The organism is Sphingomonas sp. UV9 (genome assembly GCF_004101245.1).
GTDB lineage: Bacteria > Pseudomonadota > Alphaproteobacteria > Sphingomonadales > Sphingomonadaceae > Sphingomonas.
Map to the genome: position 1 here is coordinate 297,854 of NZ_SCIN01000001.1, position 18,561 is coordinate 316,414.

The window sequence follows — 18,561 nt, forward strand, 5'->3', positions numbered from 1 at the left end:
CGGGTTACCCTTAAGGTGCGATACCTCACCTTTACGTCAAGGTGAAGCGCCCGACAATATGGGTTTAGATGCGCACCGGATTTTGGAGAGCGAGATGCACAATACCACCGGAGTCGCGATCGGCATGCCCCTGCTCGGCGAGCCGCGGTTGCTCGGCGACATGCTGGACCGGTCGGTCGCGCGATTCGGCGCGCGGACGGTGCTCGATTTCATGGGCCGGACGATGACCTATGCCGAGCTCGGCGACCAGGTCGCGCGGGCGGCACGGGGGCTCCAGGACCTCGGCGTCGTCAAGGGCACGCGCGTCGCGCTCTGCCTGCCCAACACGCCCTATTACCCGGTTCTGTTCTTCGCGATCCTCAAGGCCGGCGGGATCGTCGTCAACGTCAACCCGCTCTATGTCGAACGCGAGCTGGCGCATCTGCTCGAGGATTCGGGCGCGACGATCATCGCCACCTGCGACATCACCGAGATCCATGCGCGCGTCCTTAAGGTCGCCGGCCAGATGGGCGTGATGCACGTCATCACCTGCCCGATCGCGGGCGCGCTGCCGACGGTGAAGTCGATCGCCTACCGCCTCTTCAAGCGCGCCGAGATCGCCCACGCCCCCAGCGACGCGCGCCATTGCACGTTCGACTCGCTGCTCAAGGCGAAGGGCGCACCGGCCCCCGTCGCGGTATCGCCGGACGAGGTCGCCGTGCTGCAATATACCGGCGGCACGACCGGCGAGCCGAAGGCGGCGATGCTGAGCCATGCCAATCTCGTCTCCAACGCGGATGCGATGGTGGTGTTCGTCGGCGGCGAACGGCCCGAACAGGACCGGGTGATGGGGGCGCTGCCGCTGTTCCACGTCTTCGCGCTGACCACCGTGCTGACCTATTCGATCCGCAGCGGTGCGCAGATGATCCTGCTGCCGCGCTTCGAACTGCAGCAGCTGCTCAAGACGATCGCGCGGACCAAACCGAGCTATTTCCCCGCCGTTCCGACCATCTACGCCGCGATCACCACCGCGGCCGCGTCGCAAAAGATCGACCTGTCCTCGATCCACGCGTGCATCTCGGGCGGCGCGCCGCTGCCGGCCGAAGTCCATGTAGCCTTCGAGACAGCCACCGGCGCGAAGCTGGTCGAGGGATATGGTCTGTCCGAAGCCTCGCCGATCATCACCTGCAACCCGATCGACGGCGTCAACAAGCCGGGCTCGGCTGGCCTGCCGTTCCCTGGCACCACGATCGAGATCCGCGACCGCGAGGACCCGACCCGGCTGTTGCCGATCGGTGAGAATGGCGAGATCTGCGCACGCGGTCCGCAGGTCACGCAAGGCTATTGGCACAAGCCTGCGGCCACCACCGACCTGTTCGTCGACGGCGCGCTGCGGACCGGCGACGTCGGCCATCTCGACGCGGACGGCTATCTGTTTATCGTCGACCGGATCAAGGACCTGATCCTGTGCGGCGGGTATAACGTGTACCCGCGCGTGATCGAGGAGGCGCTGTACGAGCACCCCGCCGTACTCGAAGCGGTAGTGATCGGCGTGCCCGACCCCTATCGCGGCCAGGCGCCTAAGGCGTTCGTCGTGCTGGCCGAAGGGACGGCGGCTACCCCGCTCGAACTGCGCGATTTTCTGCGCGACAAGATCAGCAAGATCGAGCTTCCACGCGAGGTCGAAATCCGCGACAGTCTGCCCAAGACGCTGATCGGCAAGCTATCCAAAAAGGAACTTGTCGCAGAAGAGGCCGCAAAGGCCGCAGCGGCGGAGGCGAGGGGAGTAAACGCGTGAACGACCGACAGGACGATCTGACCGGCATACAGGAGGTCTCGCGCATGCTCGGCGTGAGCGCGCGCACGCTGCGGTTCTACGAGGACAAGGGGCTGATCGAGCCCTGCCGGATCGGCACCACGCGGGTCTACACGCGGCGAGAAGTGGCGCGGATGCAGTTGATCCTGCGTGGTAAACGTCTGGGGTTCACGCTGCGCGACATCGAGGAGTTCCTTGATCTCTACGATGCCGACCCGCAGCATGTAGAGCAGATGCGCGCGCTGGCCGAACGCTGTCGCCAACGGATCGACCTGCTGGATGCGCAACGCGAGGCGATCGTCCAGACGCGCGACGAACTGGAGAAGATCGAGCAGGAGGCGCTGGCGCGAATTCCGCCAGGAACGGTCTAGGGAATAAGACGACAGAGCTCGGTCCGCAACTGAACCACCCCGGCCTCCGCCGGGGTAGTTGAAAAGCCAATCCTCCCCCGCAAGGGGAAAGGTGGCTGGCACTTGCCAGACGGAGGGGGCGGTTAGCGAAACCGAGGTTCCGCGTCCTCCCCCTCCGTCACCTTCGGCGCCACCTCCCCTTTGGGGGGGGGAGGATAGTGAAGAGGCTTCGCCCCTAGAGCTTAAAGCCCGACAACACCCCCATCCGTCTTCGTGATCACGATCGTCGACGACCGCGGCCGTGATGGCGTCGTCACCGTACCCGCCTGGTTTGCCGGCCAGCTGCTGGTGATGTTGGTCGGACCGCCACCTTCGCCCGGATGCTGGATGTTCACGAACAGCGACCGTCCGTCCGGCGTCGAGTAAATACCGGTTATCTCGCACTCCTTCGGCCCCACCAGGAAGCGGCGCAGCGTGGCGCCCGGCGCCTTGCCGATCCGCGTCGTCACCGAGCCGGTCGCCGCGCCGACCGTGTTGGTCACCGTCCGCGTGCCGCCATCGTTGACCTTGCCCGGCACCGAGGCGAGCAGCATGCAGTTTGTGACGTCGGTGTACGCCCCGTCGTCGGTCTCGATCCACATCACCGGCGCGATCGTCCCTGACGCGTTGCTCGGCAGACCGAACCACAGGCCGTCAGGCGACGAGAAGTCGTTGGTCGCATCGAGGCCGGACAGGTTGATGTTGGTCGCATCCAGATCGGAGCCCGCCCCGAATGCATAGATGTCCCACGCGAAGCTCGTCGCCTCTGACGTGTCGCCCGTCTCGCGCAGACGGATGATATGCCCGTTGACGTTTCCCGTGCCGTTTGTGCGACCATCGGTCCGAGGATCGACATAGGCGCGCGGGTTCGCCGCGTCCGCCGCCGCCACGGTCCGCGACGTATTGTTGGTGAGCGTGCAATACATCTCGCCGGTTGCCGGGTTCACCGCGGTCCACTCCGGCCGATCCATCCGCGTGGCGCCGAGAGCATCGGCGGCCAATCGCGTATTGATCAGCACATCCGCCTGGTTCGAGAAGGAATACGCCGCATTGGCAGAGGTGAGGGGGCCCTGGCCGAACACCAGCGGCATCCACTGCCCGCTACCATCCGCCGCGAACTTCGCCACGTAAAGCGTTCCGGTGTCGAGATACTTATCACCAATCGCCAATCGGTTCACCGCGGTGGCATCCGCGGCGGACCACGGCGTCGCCGACACGAATTTGTAGATATATTCGTTCTGCGCGTCGTCCCCCATGTAGAAGGCCGGTTTCACGCCAGCGATCGTCCGGCCGATCTCGCAGCCCTCGTGGTTCATCCGGCCGAGCGCGGTGCGCTTGCGCGGCGTCGAGGCCGGATCGAACGGATCGATCTCGACCACCCAGCCATATTGGAAGATCTCGTTGCGGAAATCGCCCGTGCCGTCGGCGGGTGCGCCGGCCTGCGCGGTGATGTTCCAGCGCGCATAGGCGGTGCTGGTCGTGTCAGCCGGTCTGACCGTCGACCACCCATAGTTGCCACCGGAATTGCTCTCGCCCTTGCCATAGCGCGCGAGCGAGCCGTTCGCCTTCACGCCCGCTGCGCCGGTCGCTGCACGTCGCGCGCCATCGCCGACCTCGCGCCTGAAATACCCGACCCAGTTCTCTTCGTTCGTCAGGTACGTATTCCAAGGCATTGTGCCGTTGGCACAATTGTTGATCGTGCCCCGTCCGGCCGTCGCATCCGGCGAATAGCGCGTCTTGAGGCTGTCATTGCCGCGCACTGGCCCAGAAAAGCTCATCGGGGTCAGCGGGGTGATGCGCCGATTGAACGACGAGGTCGGAACATAGGCCCAGTTCGCGGACCGGTTGACCTCGATCACCGATACGCCGTGGCACTCCATTTCCTTTAGCGCTTCGGCCTCGGGACGGACGCCGCCCGGATTGGTCGCGCCGTTGGGATGCAGATACGGCTGCGAGATATTCTCGTGGTTGAGCACCAGCAGTCCACGCGTGTTGCCGTTCGCATCGGGCGTGCCGCTCGCCGACAACCCGAAATAGCTCATGCCGTCGTGATGGTCGCCGGCCCGCTTCGAGAAATTGGCGTCGCTGCCGTCGTTCACATAGGCCGCGACGCCGCCTGCGATCGGATCGCCGAGACGGTAGAGCACCGTCACCGCATATCCGGTAGGAACCGCAACGACATCCGCGAGGCTCTTCGCAACCGCCGTGAAGCCCAGCGAGGCAGCGCCGACCGTCACGCTCGTCGTCGCGCTCACCGATCCGCTCGCCGACACGGCGGTGAACTGGAAGCTCAGTACCGTGCTCGCCGTCGCACCCGGCACGACGAAGGTCGCGGTCGCGGTGGTCGCACCGGCCAGCGTGACCGCCGGGCCCGCCGTCTGCGCCCAGCTCACGCTGTCGACCTGGCCGATCGCCGCGCCGGTCAGCGTCGCGACACGCCCCGCGGACGAACTGCCGCCCGCGGTCGCGGTGACCGTGACCGGGCTGCTGCCGTTGCCGTCGTTGTCATCGTCGCACCCGGTCAGCAGCATCCCGCCGAACACCGCGGCGGCGGTTGCCGACATGCCGCCCATCAACGTCTGGCGCCGCGAATAGCGCGTATCGATCAGCTCGTTGAGATGCGGATTGGCGGTCGGATTCGTGTCGATATCGCCGTCGGTATAGATGGTGTCGATGGTCATGCTTCGTCCCCCCGGGGATGGTTGCTCGGTACGGTAGCGATACGTGGAGTTAGAATTTCGCGCCCAGCTCGACGCCGTAGAAGCGTGGTTCGCCGGCGATGTAGGTCGGGATGCCGAAGCCGCCGCCGGTGTTGCCCGCGTCGATCAGGTAGCGCTTGTTGGTCGCGTTCCGGACGAACCCGCCGACGCTGTAGCGCCCTCCCGCGAACTCGAGCCCGGCGCGCGCATTGACGAGCGTGTAGCCCGGTGTGCTGATCGCCGGGTTGTTCGGCAGTTCGAAGAACACCTTCGAGCGGTAGTTGATGCTCGGCGTCGCATAGAGCGTCGCGCCACCGACCGGCAGCCGCAACGTCAGGCCGCCCGATGCGGTGGTGTCCGGCTGGAGGCGGAAGCTGTTACCGGCAAACGAGCCTGCCGGCTTGTCGGCAATACCGCCGTCGATATACGCGAACGTCGCAAACGCAGTGAGATACGAGGCAAGCCTCATATTGCCTTCGAGCTCGACACCGAGATTTTTAGCGGAACCCGCGCTCTCCGTGCGCGCCGATCCGTCAGCCTGTGTGACCGACACCTGGAACCCGTCATAGGCTTGGTAGAAGACCGACGCCGCGCCGCTGAACGGGCCGACACGCCCCTTGATGCCGCCTTCGTAGTTCCAGACGTTTTCCTGCGGGACGATCTGGAGGTTCGGACCGACACCGAACGCCGTGTTCTGCGCTGTGAGCTGCACCACCGGCGAGCGGCGGCCCTTGCTGATCGTCGCGTAGAGATTGACGTCGTCATTCAGCTTCAGCAGCGCATTGAAGCGCGGCAGAATCGCGGTGAAGCTCCGTTCGGCGACGAACTTGTTGCCGTTGGTGTTCGCGGTGCCGAGCAGGCTCGTGCGAATGCCGAGCGCGGCGAGGATCACCGAATTGGGCTGGACCGACGAATAGCCCGACTGGCGATCCTCGATCAGGATGCGCGCGCCGGCGGTCAGTTCGAGTGCCGGCACCGGGATATAGGTCGCGTCGGCGAACACCGAATAGGTGTTGTTCCTGCCGTAGTTCGTGAACTCTGCGGCGTAAGGTATTGCAGTTGCGCGGCCACCGGTCAGTACCGCGGTAGCGCGGGTGGCCGGGATGGTGCCGTTGGGGGCGACGCATGACTGTTGTGTCGGGATACCCGCATTGGTCAGGATGGTGCGGATCGGGGCATAGGCGGTCGATACCGAGCAGGCGAGATACGTGCCCTCTTCGGTCGCGAACGGGACGCGCTGGAAACCGTTCTCGAAGAACGCGTTCCAGCCCACCGACGCCCGATATTTCGGGCCCTCGAACGCGAACCGGCTCTCATGGCTCCACTGGTCGCCCTTCGCGTCCTCGGCGAACTCGAGATACGCGGCGGGGCCGCCGTCGGCGTCGAAGATCTCGAGCGCGTCGAACCGGCGATACCCGTTGACCGTGGTGAAGGTGATCCCCGGCGACAGGTCTGCGGTGATCGTCAGGTTCGCGTCATAGACGTTGCGGTCGAGGCCGAGCTTGCGCGCGCCGAGAACCTCCGCGCTGTACGGCGAGCCCGACAGTTCGGCATTGCCATAATCGCCGGTCTGTCCGCCGGTCGGGGCATGCGCGCGGCTCTTGAATGCGGTGCCGGGATTGCGCTGGCCGTCATAGGTCAGGACGAGATCGGCGGTGATGCTGTCGCTCGGGCGATAGCGCAGCGAACCGCGGATGCCGCGCTGGTCCTGGCCGTTCAGGTCGTCCTGGTCGACCAAGCCCTGGTTCTGGTTGGGGACGGTCTTGTCGCCGGCGATGTTGCGGACGTAGCCGTCGCGATACTTATACGCGAACGCGATGCGACCCGCGAGTACGTCGTTGCCGGCGTTTAAGAAGCCCGACACCTGGGTCCGGTTGAAATTGCCATAGGAGCCATTGATCGCGCCCGACACGCCCGGCTCGGGCTTGGCCGAGATGACGCTGATCGCACCGACCGCGGCGGCGGTGCCGAACAGTGTCGCCTGCGGTCCCTTTACGACCTCGATCCGCTCGAGATCGAACAGATCCTGATACGCGCCGCGCGACCGGCTGATGTCGATGCCATTGTAATACAGCGTGACACGCGCGCCCTGCTGTGACGATCCGTTGTCCGAGGTAATGCCGCGGATCACGAAACCCGGGTTGTTTGCGCTCTGCTCCTGGATCTGGAGGCCCGGGATGTATGCGGCGACTTCGCTCAACGAATTGACGCCGATCGAGGCCATCTTCGCGCCGGTAACGGCCGTGACCGTGACGGGCACATCCGAGATCCGTTGCTCGCGCTTCTGCGCGGTGACGACGATTTCGTCGCTGGACGTCGCCGCCTGAAGTTCGGCCTGGTCGGTGGCTTGCGCGAGTGCGGCCGTCGAGCAGGTCGTCGCGAGCGCGGTCATCGCAAGCCGCGTGAACAAGTGTGTCATGAAGTCCCCCGTGTCGTTGGAGAGGCACTACGGGGCCGACGTGACGTTTCGATGGCGTAATAATGAAAGGAGGATGACGATTGCGTAACGGCGGTGTCACATCGCTGCCACCGCGCTGTCTTGGATCGCCGCTAGCAGGCGGACGACACAGCCACGAAAGCCTCAGCCGATGACGATCAACCGCCGCGACGCCTTGAAGAACGCCTTGAAACTCGCCGGCTCGGGCGCGACGCTGGCGCTGCCCGCCGTCGCGACGAAGGCCACCGGTGCGGTCAAGAGCCGCTTCGATCACGGCGTGGCGAGCGGCGATCCGGCGGTCGACGGCGCGATCCTGTGGACCCGCGCGACGCCCGCCGACGCCACCCAGGCCGGCGATATCGCACTCACCTGGCACGTCGCCGAGACGGAGGGCGGCAAGCCCCTCCGCTCGGGCAGCGTCAAGGCCCGCGCCGCCCGCGACTTCACCGCCAAGGTCGAGGCGACCGGGCTCCAGCCGGGCCGCGACTATCGCTACTGGTTCGACGCGGCGGACGGTACCCGCTCGCCGGTCGGCCGGTTCCGGACGCTACCCAAGGGCAAGGTCGCCGACGTCGTCATGGCGGTGGTCTCGTGCCAGCTTTACGCGGGCGGCCTGTTCAACGCCTATGACGCGATCGCCAAGCTCGACCGGCTCGACGCGGTGCTGCACCTCGGCGACTATATCTACGAGTACGGCGTCGACGGCTATGGCGCCGATATCGCCAAGAAGATCGGCCGCCTGGTCGAGCCGCGCCACGAGATCGTCAGCCTCGCCGATTACCGCATGCGCCACGCGCAGGTGAAGCGCGACGCCGACATGCAGGCCGCGCACGCCCGCGCCGCCTTCATCTGCGTCTGGGACGATCACGAAGTCGCCAATGACGACTGGATGCACGGCGCCGAGAACCACGATCCCAAGACCGAGGGTAACTGGGAGGCGCGCAAGGCCGCCGCGATGCAGGCCTATTTCGAATGGATGCCGATCCGCGATCCCAAGCCCGGCCAGCCCTGGGCGGCGATCAACCGCAGCTTCGATTTCGGCGACCTCGCGACGCTGGTGATGGTCGAGACGCGCCTGCTCGCGCGCAGTCATCAGGTCGTGTCGAAGGGCGAAGAGATCATGCCTGCGGAATACGCGGCGATGCTGGCCGAACGCGCGCGAATGGACCGCGAACTGCTCGGCCCCGCGCAGCTCGCCTGGGTCGAGAAGACGATGGCGACCTCGGTCGCGGCGGGCAAGCCGTGGCAGGTGCTCGGCAACCAAGTGGTGATGGCCAAGGTCGCCGGTCCCGACATGGAGCGGCAGCTCGGCCCGGTGAAATTCGCCGAGACGATGGCGAAGCTACCGGCGATGTGGCGCGAGCGACTGATGGCGAGCATCGCCTCGTACCGCGCCGGACTCCCGTTCGGGTTCGACAGCTGGGACGGTTATCCGCCCGCCCGTGAACGCCTGTATGCAGCATTCCAGCGCGCCAAGTCGCGGCCGATCGTGCTGTCCGGCGACAGCCACGCCGCTTGGGCGAACGACCTCCACGACGCGTCGGGCAGACTGGTCGCCGCGGAGTTCGGCTGCACCGCGATCACGAGCCCGTCCTACGGCTCGCTGCTGCCCGGCATCGGCACGCTCATAGCCGACGCCAACACGGGCGAAGTCCGCTTCTGCGACCAGGACGGCAAGGGCTTCACGCTGCTGACGCTTACGCCCGAACACGCGACCGCCGATTCGATCACCGTCTCAACCGTGATGACCAAGCCGTACACGCAGGCCACCGCGGCGCGCTTCCGCACCCACGCCGCTCGCCCGGATCAGCCGTTAGAGAAGATCGCCTGAGGCTGGGGTTCGTTCGGCGCCGTCGGTCGACGCCACCGAGCGAACGCGGTCGGCTTCCGTCAGGCGTGCGGCGTTCGATCGATGCCGTCGCCAACGGCGGATCCCGGTCATCACCACCGCCACCAACGCGATGATCGCGACGATGCTGAGCAGCTTGTGCCTCGGCATCACCGCATCGATCGCCTCCATCAGGCTATGCCCGAACAGATAGCCGATGCCGGTGAACAGCACGCCCCACACCGCCGCCGAGATCGCGTTGAGCATGATGAAGGTTCGCGCAGGCACGTGCGACGTGCCGATCGCGATCGGGCTGATCGTGCGCAGTCCGTACAGAAAGCGGAAGCCGAGGATGAACACGGTCGGATGCCGGTCCAGCGTATCCAGCGCCTTGGCGAAGGCGGGTCTCGCCGCGATCCGGCGCACGCGCGCGGTATCGCGGTAGCGCCGGCCTGCGAAGAAGAAGATCTGGTCGGCGGCGAACGACCCGATCACTGCCGCCAGCGCTGTGCCCCATAACGACAACAGGCCCTCATGCGCGAGCAGGCCGCCGGTGACGACCGAGGTCTCGCCTTCCAGCCCTGCGCCGACGAAGATCGCGGCAAGACCATATTGGGCGATGAGCGTTTCGATCGACATCCGCTGTCCTTGCCGCAGCGCGGCAAACTTCGCCAGTGTTGTAAAAACGCGCGGGCCTGCGCGGCGTCGATCGCTACTTCAGCCACGGAATGCCAGAGGCTCGGACAGGAACGCAGCGAGCTGATCCCACGCCGGTTGTTTCGCCGCCAGTCCGATCGTGTGAAGCGGACTGCTCGACGGCAGGGCGACGATCGCCGGACCGCCCGTATCCGCTTTTCCGCCGAGCAGTTTCAGCCCCTGTTTCAGCGCCGTCCCGCCATTGAACGCGATCGCACGCAACCGGGGCAGTCGCGCGGCCAGTCCGGCGATGTCGTTGCCCGCGATATCGACGATCGCCGCGTCGCTGCTGCCCGCCCGCCGTGCGGACCCTACCACGTCCCACAATGCGACCCCGCTCGCCCGCAACGTCGCGAGCCGGTCATCATAGGCGAGCACGACGAGGTCATGGCCGACGACCGGCGACATCAGCTGCCAGAACTGGTTCTGCGGATGCGCGTAATAGCGTTGCGCAGCCAGCGAGCGGTCGCCCGGAAGGCTTCCCAGCACCAGCACGCGGGCATCGTCGTCGGCGACCGGTGGAAACGAGTGCTTGAGCGGCATGGAGTCCTCGATCGTGGCGATGGTGCGCTGTGTCATGGCCGACCGCGCCGCCGCAAGATTGGCCGCAGAGCGTTCATGGTACAAGGCTAGGCGACTGGTAGCTAATCCCCTAAGGTGCAGAGAACAGGTCGTATCCTCGAGAGGGTGCGCCCGCTCGACGGGAAGGACGGCCGCGTTGGCAAAAGACGGACAATTGCCGGCGCTCGCCCGGACTGGAATCGCGGGTCTGGACAATATCCTCAACGGCGGACTGACGCCGGACCGGATGTATCTGATCGAAGGCACGCCGGGAACCGGCAAGACCACGCTCGGTCTCGGCTTCCTGCTGGCCGGTGCGTCGGTCGGCGAGGCAGGGCTGTACATCACGCTGGCGGAGACAGAGGTCGAGCTGCGCGCGGTGGCCGAAACCCATGGCTGGTCGCTGGATCCGCTCACCCTGTTCGAGATGGTCCCCGCCGATGGCTTTGGCGAGGATCACGAACAGACGCTGCTCCACCCGAGCGAGGTCGAGCTCGGCGAAACGATCCGCGCCGTGATAGCGAAGGTCGACGAACTCCGTCCGAAGCGCGTCGTCATCGACAGCCTGTCCGAACTCCGCCTGCTCGCGCAGAGCCCGATCCGCTATCGCCGCCAGATCCTCGCGCTCAAGCATTTCTTCTCGACGCGCGCCTGCACGGTGCTGTTCCTCGACGACAAGAGCGGCTCGGGCAGCGATCTCCAGTTGCACAGTATCGCCCACGGTGTCGTGTCGCTCGAACAGACCCTGTCGGGGTTCGGTGCGCAGCGGCGGCGGATGCACGTCGTCAAGATGCGCGGCGTCCGGTATCGCGGCGGCTATCATGATTTCGAGATCGAACGCGGCGGGCTGCGGATCTATCCGCGCCTGATCGCGTCCGAACACGTCATGAAATATTCGGACGATGCCGTGTCGACGGGATCCGTCGAACTCGACACGTTGCTCGGCGGCGGGCTGATCCCCGGCACCGCGACGTTGCTGACCGGGCCGGCCGGCGTCGGCAAGACGACGGCGTCGGTCCAGTCGATGATCGCGGCACTGAAGCGTGGCGAGCGGGCGGCGTATTTCCTGTTCGACGAACGTCTCCCCACGTTGCTGAAGCGAAGCGCGTCGCTCGGCATGGATCTCATGCCGTACGTCGACAGCGGCCAGCTCGAACTGCGCGCGATCGATCCCGCCGAGATGTCGCCGGGTGAGTTTTCGGGCGCGGTGCGCGCGGCGGTCGAGGAGCACGGCGCCAAGGTCGTCGTCATCGACAGCCTCAATGCGTATCTCCAGGCGATGCCGAACGAGCAGTTCCTGATCCTGCAGATGCACGAGATGCTGACCTATCTCGGTCAGAAGGGGATCGTGAGCCTGCTGATTCTCGGTCTGCACGGCATCACCGGCGACGTCCGGTCCGATGTCGACCTGAGCTATCTGTCCGATACCATCGTCCAGCTCCGCTATTTCGAGGCGCACGGCGAGGTGCGACAGGCGATTTCGGTGATCAAGACGCGCACGGCACGGCACGAACGGACGATCCGGGAGTTTCAGATCGGTAGCAACGGGTTGCTGGTCGGCGAACCCCTTCGCGAATTCCAGGGTGTGTTGACCGGTGTCCCGACATTCTCCGGCGAAGGTAAGACGTTGATGACCAGACGGATGGGGATGCGGGACGCGCAGGACTGAGATGGAAGACCGGGTTCTGATCCTGGCGCCGCGCGGTCGCGACTCTGCGATTGCCGCCGACCTGCTCGACAGGAACGGCATCCCCGCGACAATTTGTCGTGATCAGGCCGACCTTCTTGCGGAGCTCGCCAACGGCGGCGCGGCGGTATTGCTGACCGAAGAGGCGCTCACGGCCGAGGAGCCCGAACCCATGGCGGCGTGGGTCGCCGCGCAGCCGACCTGGGCCGACATTCCGTTCGTGGTCCTGGCAAATGGCAGCAAGACGCCGCGGACGGCCCGCGCGACGCAGCGCCTGAGCGATCTCGGCAACGTGGTGCTGCTCGAACGCCCGCTGCATGCCGAGGCGATGCTCGGGGCGATCCGGTCCGCGCTGACCGCGCGGCGGCGGCAATATGAACTGCGCGACGTCGCGGTCACGCTCGAGCGCACCGTTCTCGACCGGACCAGCGAACTGCGCTCCGCCCGCGAGAGCCTCGAGATCGCGCTGGAAGCCGCCGGCATGGGCAGCTGGGACATCGATCTGGCGACGGGTGAGTCTCGGCGCACGATGCGTCACGATGCGATCTTTGGCTATCCCGAGGGCCGCGCGGAGTGGGGCCTGGATACGTTCCTCAGTCATGTCGATGCCCGCCAGCGCGCGATCGTGACGCGGGCGATGGACGAGGCGATGAAGACCGGCGTCATCGATGTCGAGTTCCGGATCGATGCCGCCGACGGCCAGTCGCGCTGGGTCGTTTCGAAGGGTCGCGTCCGCTACGACGATACCGGTGCGCCGTTTCGGATGACCGGCGTCATCTCCGACGTCACCGACCGCAAGGAAGCCGATGCGCAGCTCGCCCAGGCCCAGAAGATGGACGCGATCGGCCAGCTCACCGGCGGCGTCGCGCATGATTTCAACAATCTGCTGACCCCGATCGTCGGCAGCCTCGATCTGCTCCGCCGACGCCACAAGGACGACGAGCGCTCGCAGCGGATGATCGGTGGCGCATTGCAGGCGGCCGAACGCGCCGCGACGCTGACGCAGCGATTGCTCGCCTTCGCGCGGCGCCAGGCGTTGCAACCCCGCGCCGTCGATATCGGCGCGTTGATCGACGGGCTGGTCGATCTGATCCGGCGGTCGCTCGGTCCATCGATCGCGGTGACGATCGAGATACCGCGGCACCTCTCCTCAGCGCGCGTCGATCCCAACCAGCTCGAACTCGCGCTGCTCAATCTTGCGATCAATGCGCGCGATGCGATGCCGGGCGGCGGCAAGCTGACGCTGTCGGTCAGCGAAGCCGTGGTCGACGAGCGCAATCTCTTCGGACTGGCGCCCGATCGTTATGTGCGGATCGCTGCGATCGACACCGGCGTCGGCATGGACAAGGCCACGCTCGCGCGTGCGACGGAGCCGTTCTTCTCGACCAAGGGTATCGGCAAGGGGACGGGGCTAGGCCTGTCGATGGTCCACGGACTCGCCGCGCAATCGGGTGGTACGCTCCGGTTGACGAGCGAACCCGGTGCCGGCACGTCCGTCGAGCTCTGGTTGCCGGCGACCGAGGAGGCCCCGGTCGACATGGTCGAGAATGCCGCCGACCCCGTCACCGCCAGCCGCGCGGCGAAGGTGCTGCTGGTCGACGACGAGGATCTGGTCCGCACCGCGACCGCCGACATGCTCCGCGATATCGGCTACACGGTCGTCGAGGTCGCCTCGGCGAGTCAGGCGCTGTCCGCGATTCGCGGGGGAGTCGATGCCGACGTCCTCGTCAGCGACTACCTCATGCCGGGCATGACCGGCGGGCAGTTGATCAGCGAGTTGCGCGCCGCCGGAAACCGCATCCCGGCGCTGCTCGTCACCGGATATGCGGCGGCGGGCGAGGACGTCCCCGGCGACGTGATCCGCCTCTCGAAACCGTTCCGCCAGACCGACCTCGCCGCCCGCGTCGACGAACTCCTCCGCCAGTCGCCATCCGGCCGCCCGAAACTCCGCGTGGTCTGATCGCGCCGTCGGCGTCAGAAGCCCTTCTTCAACGACACGAACACCTGGCGTGGTGCCCCTGCGAGCAGCGTCTGGTTGTCGCCGCTCGCGGTGAAGCCGTTCGAGCCGATCGTCGCGACGTATTTCTTGTCGGTCAGGTTGGTGACGCTGCCCTCGATCGCGACGCCGTGCAGCGGCCCGTCACCCTCGAAGCGATAGCCGATGCTCGCGTCGACCAACACGCGGCCAGGCACCGACTGGTCGTTGAGATAGGTGAAGTAGCGCTTGCTCATGTAATCTGCGCCGACCCGTCCGGTGAAGCCCGACTGCTCGAGCACGATCTCGCCCTTGATCATGTGCTTGGGCGTGTCGACGACGGTATCGCCCTTGCTGACCTGGAGCTTGCCCGCCGCGTCGGTGACCGTGTCCTGGTATTTCGCGTTGGTGTAGGAATAGCTCGCGAACAGCGACAACGGCCGGAACACGCGGTAATTGGCGGATACCTCCGCTCCGTACGTCCGCACGCTACCCGCGTTGTTGAGCGTCGGCGCGGTGCCGAGGATGCCGACGCCGTTCGCGAACGCCAGCAGGCGGTTCGAGAAGTCGACATAATAGCCGACCGCCGAGGCCTGGAACGGTCCGCTATGCAGGCGCACGCCGCCCTCTGCGGTTTTCGAACGCTCCGGCTTCAGGCGCCCGAGCACGGCATCGAACCCCGCCTGGCTCGCCGCGAACGGCCCCGATGTCGCCGACGACACGAACGCCCGCATGTTCTCGGTATAGTCGGCGAAAACTTCCGCCGCCGGGGTCAGCTTGAACAGGATGCCGGCCTGCGGCTGGAACCAGTCCTTCGCCGAGATCCGCCCGACAGCGAGCGGCGAGGTCGTGCTGGGCAGCATCGTCGCGCGGTTGACGACATACGCGCCCTTCCACCCGGCATTGAGAACCAGCCGATCGTCGACCAGCTTCAGCGTATCCTCGACGTGATACTGGATCGTGTCGGTGCCGTATTTTCCGTCCCACTGCGTCGCATAGGGGTTCTTCTGGAACTCCAGCACGTCGCGGTTCGGCGTCGTGCTGTCGGTCATCCCGTAGAAGCGCCGTGCCTGCGTGAAGGTGTTGGTCTCCAGCCAGCCACCGACCTCGACGGTGTTCGCGCCCGTCTCATACGCGACGTTGCTCAGCGCACCACCGCGCTTGATGCTGTATTCCGTCGTGCGGAAGCTCAGCGGGCTGGTCGCGGTGATCGCGCTGCCGTCCTGGTTTAGCGCGCCGGCCGGGGTCAGCGAATAGGGCGTGATCCACGATCCCTGACCCTTGTTGTCGTGATAATAGCCGGTCGTGACCATCGTCAGTTCGGGCGTCAGGTTCGCGTTCAGCGTGACCCCGCCGAGATAATCGCGCCGCACACCGCCGGCGTCGAAATAGGCGTCGTCGACCGTGCCGAAGCCCGCCGGAAACGTCGTCCCGACACCCGCCCAGGGCTGCGCGACGCCACCCGCCGCGGCCGCCTGGTTCTGGTAGGTCTTCGCGATCTGGAGCGCGAGCGGGTAGTTGCCGGCGATGTTGTCGTTACGCAGGCCACGGCGACGGATGATGTCGTAGCTCAGATCCTGGTAATCCTGCTCGCGCCGATCGGAGAAGTTCAGGAACGCCGACAGGCTGCCGAGGCTGCCCAGATCCTTGACGATTTTGCCGTTCGCCTGATGCTGGCGCTGGACTCCGTCGCCCTTCCATTTGTCGGTGGTGAGATAGCCATAGCTCAGATACCCCTTCAGCCCGCCGCCGAGATCGCCGCTGTCGATCCGCGCATAGCCGCGATAGGTGTTGTCCGAACCATAGGTGCCGCCGCCGGTGACGTTCAGCATGTCTCGGGGCTTGTCGCTGAAGAACTGGATCGTACCGCCCAAATTGCTGGTCGAGGCGGTGCCGAGCGCGCCTGCGCCCTGCGCGACTTCGGTGCGGGCGACGTTCTCGGAGATGATCGCGCGGCTGATGTGCAGGCCGTTGACGTTGCCGTAGCTCATATCGCCAAGCGGCACGCCGTCGAGCGTGAAGCCGAGCTGGTTCTGGTTGAACCCGCGCAAGGAAATACGCACAGCCCATTCATACGCGCCGAACGGATCGGACGCCTGGAAATTGACGCCTGGCAGCTTCTGGATCGCCTTTAACGGGCTTGAGCCTGGCGTGAGGCGGGCGAGGTCCACCGCGCTGACGCTCTGCACCTGACGGCTCTGGCCGAAACCGAGCACGACGATGTCCGCGGGAGTCGAAGCGCCGGGGCTGGCGTCGGTCTCGGTCGTGCTTCCCGTCTCGGTCTGCCCAGCGACGGTTGGCGCTGCAACAGGAATTTCCGGCGCGGCCTGCGCGAATGCGGCGGGCGTGACGAACGCGGCGAGTGCAACGCCGGCGAGAAGCGACGAGATGGTATGCATGGGGATCCCCTGATACGCGGTGGCGTTCAGCGGCCCATTGCCGATCCGCGTGACGCGTCGGCGACAGATCCAAGACGATTGCGAGACGATCGACGAAATTGTTACGGTAGCGACCCAATCTCCCTCTCCCCTTGGGAAGAGAGAAGGGCCCCGCGGCTACTCAGCCTTGGGAAGGGTGAGGGCGCGCGTGAGGATCACCCCCGCACCATCCGCGCAATGGTCTTGGCCGCCGCCGCCCCATAAGGCGGCTTCAACCCGGCGAGCTTGGCGACATCGAGCTTAGACTGCTTGAACACGGCGCGTGCGTGGCTGAACGTCCGGAATCCGTCGATGCCGTGATACGCGCCCATTCCCGACGGGCCGCTGCCGCCGAAGGGAAGGTCCTCCATCGAGACGTGGAACACCACATCGTCGAGCGTCACGCCGCCCGAGATCGTCCGGTCGAGCACGCGGCGGCGTTCGGCGTCGTCGCTGCCGAAATAATACAGCCCGAGCGGCCGGTCGCGGCGGTTCACCTGCGCGATCGCGTCGTCGATCCCGTCATAGCGGCGGATCGGCAGGACGGGTCCGAAGATCTCCTCCTGCATGACGATCATGTCGTCGGTCGCGTCGCGGACGATGTGGAGCGGCATCTTTCGCGAATTGGCGCTGGCGAAGTCCTCGTTGGCGGGGTTCACGACCTCGACCGTCGCGCCCTTCGCGCGCGCGTCGGCGATCCAGTCGGTGAGGCGCTGGTGATGGCGATCGTTGATCACCGAGGTGTAGTCGGCGTTGGCGAGCAATGTCGGGTACATCGCGCTCGCCGCCGCCTTGATGCCGTCGACAACCTTGGCCTCGTCCGCTGAGGGCACCAGCATGTAATCGGGCGCGAGGCAGATCTGCCCCGCGTTCATCATCTTGCCTAGCGCCACGCGTTCGGTCGCGCGCGTGATATCCGCCGATGCGCCGAGGATCACGGGTGACTTGCCCCCGAGCTCGAGCGTGACCGGCGTCAGATTGTCGGCCGCGGCGTGGAGAATATGCCGGCCGATCGCGGTCGCGCCGGTGAAGAACAGATGGTCGAACGGCAGCGCGGAGAACGCCTTGCCGACCTCCGCATCGCCCGACACGATCGAGAGTTCGTCCTGCGCGAAATAGCGGGCGGCGAGTTCCTCGAACAGCGCGGCGGTAGCGGGGGTGTATTCGCTCGTCTTCGCCATCGCGCGATTGCCCGCGGCGAACACGCCCGCGAGCGGCGCGATCAGCAGGTTCACGGGGAAATTCCACGGTGCGATGATGCCGATCACGCCCTTGGGCTGATATTCGATCCACGCCTTCGCGCCCAGTAGCCCCAGGGGAAACTGGACCGCGCGGCGGTCGCGCTTCATCCAGCGATCAAGATGCTTGGCGGCATGCGCGATCGGCGCGAGCGATGCGCCGATATCGGTCATCATCGTCTGCTCGCGGCTCCGGTGCCCGAAATCCTCCGACACCGCATCGCAGAACCGCGCCGCGTTATCCTTCACCATCGCCGCGGTGCGCATGAGGCGGTCGAGGCGCACCGCTTTGGTGACCGGCATCTCGGCCATGAACGCGTCGCGCTGGGCGGCGAGAATGGTGTGCATGTCGGTCATTGGGGTGTCCTTAGCGGAGGGATTTTCGGAGGGCAGAAAACGCAGGAAACTTTTCGACACGATGGCAGGGGCGGAACGTGAATCGCGATGATCGGGTGGAAAGCGGGCTCAAGTTTGCGTTTTACAGACACCCCCTCTGATCCACCTGCAAGCTATGTGCGCGACGAACGAGGGTTATGCTTGCTCCAACTGAGCAAGTACGGAGAAGCTCCGGCGTGGATCGCATCTCCTGCTCATTGCCGTCTCGCAACCGCACGATTACCGTAGGATGGTTTCCGATCTCGTCTGCATAGCTACCAAACCGAAGAACACTTGCGGCCTCGAATGAAGCAGGTCCTGAATACCGAGAAACCGCCACGATGATCGCCGCCGAAACTATCAAGGCAAGCGTCGCGGCGACTTTCCACTCGCCAATCGTCGAGCGCCAAAGACTGTCCATGCAGCACTTATACCAGCCTAAGCAGTGTCTGGAAGTGGGCGTT

The 18,561-nt window shown here is 65.8% G+C and carries 11 protein-coding genes; 5 read left to right on the plus strand and 6 right to left on the minus strand.

What is annotated here, in order from left to right:
• Positions 1-94 precede the first annotated feature (94 nt).
• Both EQZ23_RS01185 and EQZ23_RS01190 read left to right on the plus strand, forming a co-directional pair.
• Positions 95-1,777, plus strand: coding sequence for a long-chain fatty acid--CoA ligase (locus EQZ23_RS01185; RefSeq protein ID WP_240663101.1), 1,683 nt, complete (start codon positions 95-97; stop codon positions 1,775-1,777).
• Positions 1,774-2,166 (plus strand): MerR family DNA-binding transcriptional regulator, encoded by a 393-nt coding sequence (locus EQZ23_RS01190; RefSeq protein WP_056058932.1) that lies wholly within the window; start codon positions 1,774-1,776, stop codon positions 2,164-2,166. The genes EQZ23_RS01185 and EQZ23_RS01190 overlap by 4 nt, the downstream gene beginning before the upstream one ends.
• Positions 2,167-2,387: 221 nt before the next feature.
• Here the strand turns inward: EQZ23_RS01190 and EQZ23_RS01195 are convergent, their stop codons facing one another.
• Both EQZ23_RS01195 and EQZ23_RS01200 read right to left on the minus strand, forming a co-directional pair.
• Entirely contained in the window at positions 2,388-4,865 is a 2,478-nt protein-coding gene (locus EQZ23_RS01195; protein ID WP_128452661.1) for a PhoX family phosphatase, read from the minus strand.
• A gap of 49 nt (positions 4,866-4,914) precedes the next feature.
• On the minus strand, positions 4,915-7,302 hold the full coding sequence (locus EQZ23_RS01200; protein ID WP_206364144.1) for a TonB-dependent receptor: 2,388 nt from the start codon (positions 7,300-7,302) through the stop codon (positions 4,915-4,917).
• Positions 7,303-7,471: 169 nt separating this feature from the next.
• On the opposite strand from EQZ23_RS01200, the gene EQZ23_RS01205 reads away from it, so the two are divergent.
• The gene (locus tag EQZ23_RS01205) at positions 7,472-9,151 is read left to right on the plus strand and encodes an alkaline phosphatase D family protein (protein WP_128452662.1); all 1,680 of its coding nucleotides are present in this window, start codon (positions 7,472-7,474) and stop codon (positions 9,149-9,151) included.
• Here EQZ23_RS01205 and EQZ23_RS01210 read toward each other — a convergent pair.
• Both EQZ23_RS01210 and EQZ23_RS01215 read right to left on the minus strand, forming a co-directional pair.
• Positions 9,134-9,787: a DedA family protein gene (locus EQZ23_RS01210; RefSeq protein WP_128452663.1), complete on the minus strand. Its 654-nt coding sequence runs from the start codon at positions 9,785-9,787 to the stop codon at positions 9,134-9,136. The genes EQZ23_RS01205 and EQZ23_RS01210 overlap by 18 nt on opposite strands.
• A 78-nt stretch (positions 9,788-9,865) precedes the next feature.
• Positions 9,866-10,423 carry a DNA-deoxyinosine glycosylase gene (locus EQZ23_RS01215; RefSeq protein ID WP_240663102.1) on the minus strand — a complete coding sequence of 186 codons (558 nt, stop codon included), beginning with the start codon at positions 10,421-10,423 and terminating at the stop codon, positions 9,866-9,868.
• Positions 10,424-10,562: 139 nt separating this feature from the next.
• On the opposite strand from EQZ23_RS01215, the gene EQZ23_RS01220 reads away from it, so the two are divergent.
• On the plus strand, positions 10,563-12,074 hold the full coding sequence (locus EQZ23_RS01220) for an ATPase domain-containing protein (RefSeq protein ID WP_276318448.1): 1,512 nt from the start codon (positions 10,563-10,565) through the stop codon (positions 12,072-12,074).
• 1 nt (position 12,075) lies between these two features.
• Complete coding sequence (locus EQZ23_RS01225; RefSeq protein ID WP_128452665.1) at positions 12,076-14,052, plus strand: hybrid sensor histidine kinase/response regulator; 1,977 nt, start codon at positions 12,076-12,078, stop codon at positions 14,050-14,052.
• 14 nt (positions 14,053-14,066) lie between these two features.
• On the opposite strand, the gene EQZ23_RS01230 is transcribed toward EQZ23_RS01225, so the two are convergent.
• Together EQZ23_RS01230 and EQZ23_RS01235 are read right to left on the minus strand one after the other, a co-directional pair.
• Positions 14,067-16,466: a TonB-dependent receptor gene (locus tag EQZ23_RS01230; RefSeq protein WP_128452666.1), complete on the minus strand. Its 2,400-nt coding sequence runs from the start codon at positions 16,464-16,466 to the stop codon at positions 14,067-14,069.
• Positions 16,467-16,660: 194 nt separating this feature from the next.
• Positions 16,661-18,079 carry a coniferyl aldehyde dehydrogenase gene (locus EQZ23_RS01235; protein ID WP_128452667.1) on the minus strand — a complete coding sequence of 473 codons (1,419 nt, stop codon included), beginning with the start codon at positions 18,077-18,079 and terminating at the stop codon, positions 16,661-16,663.
• Positions 18,080-18,561 lie beyond the last annotated feature (482 nt).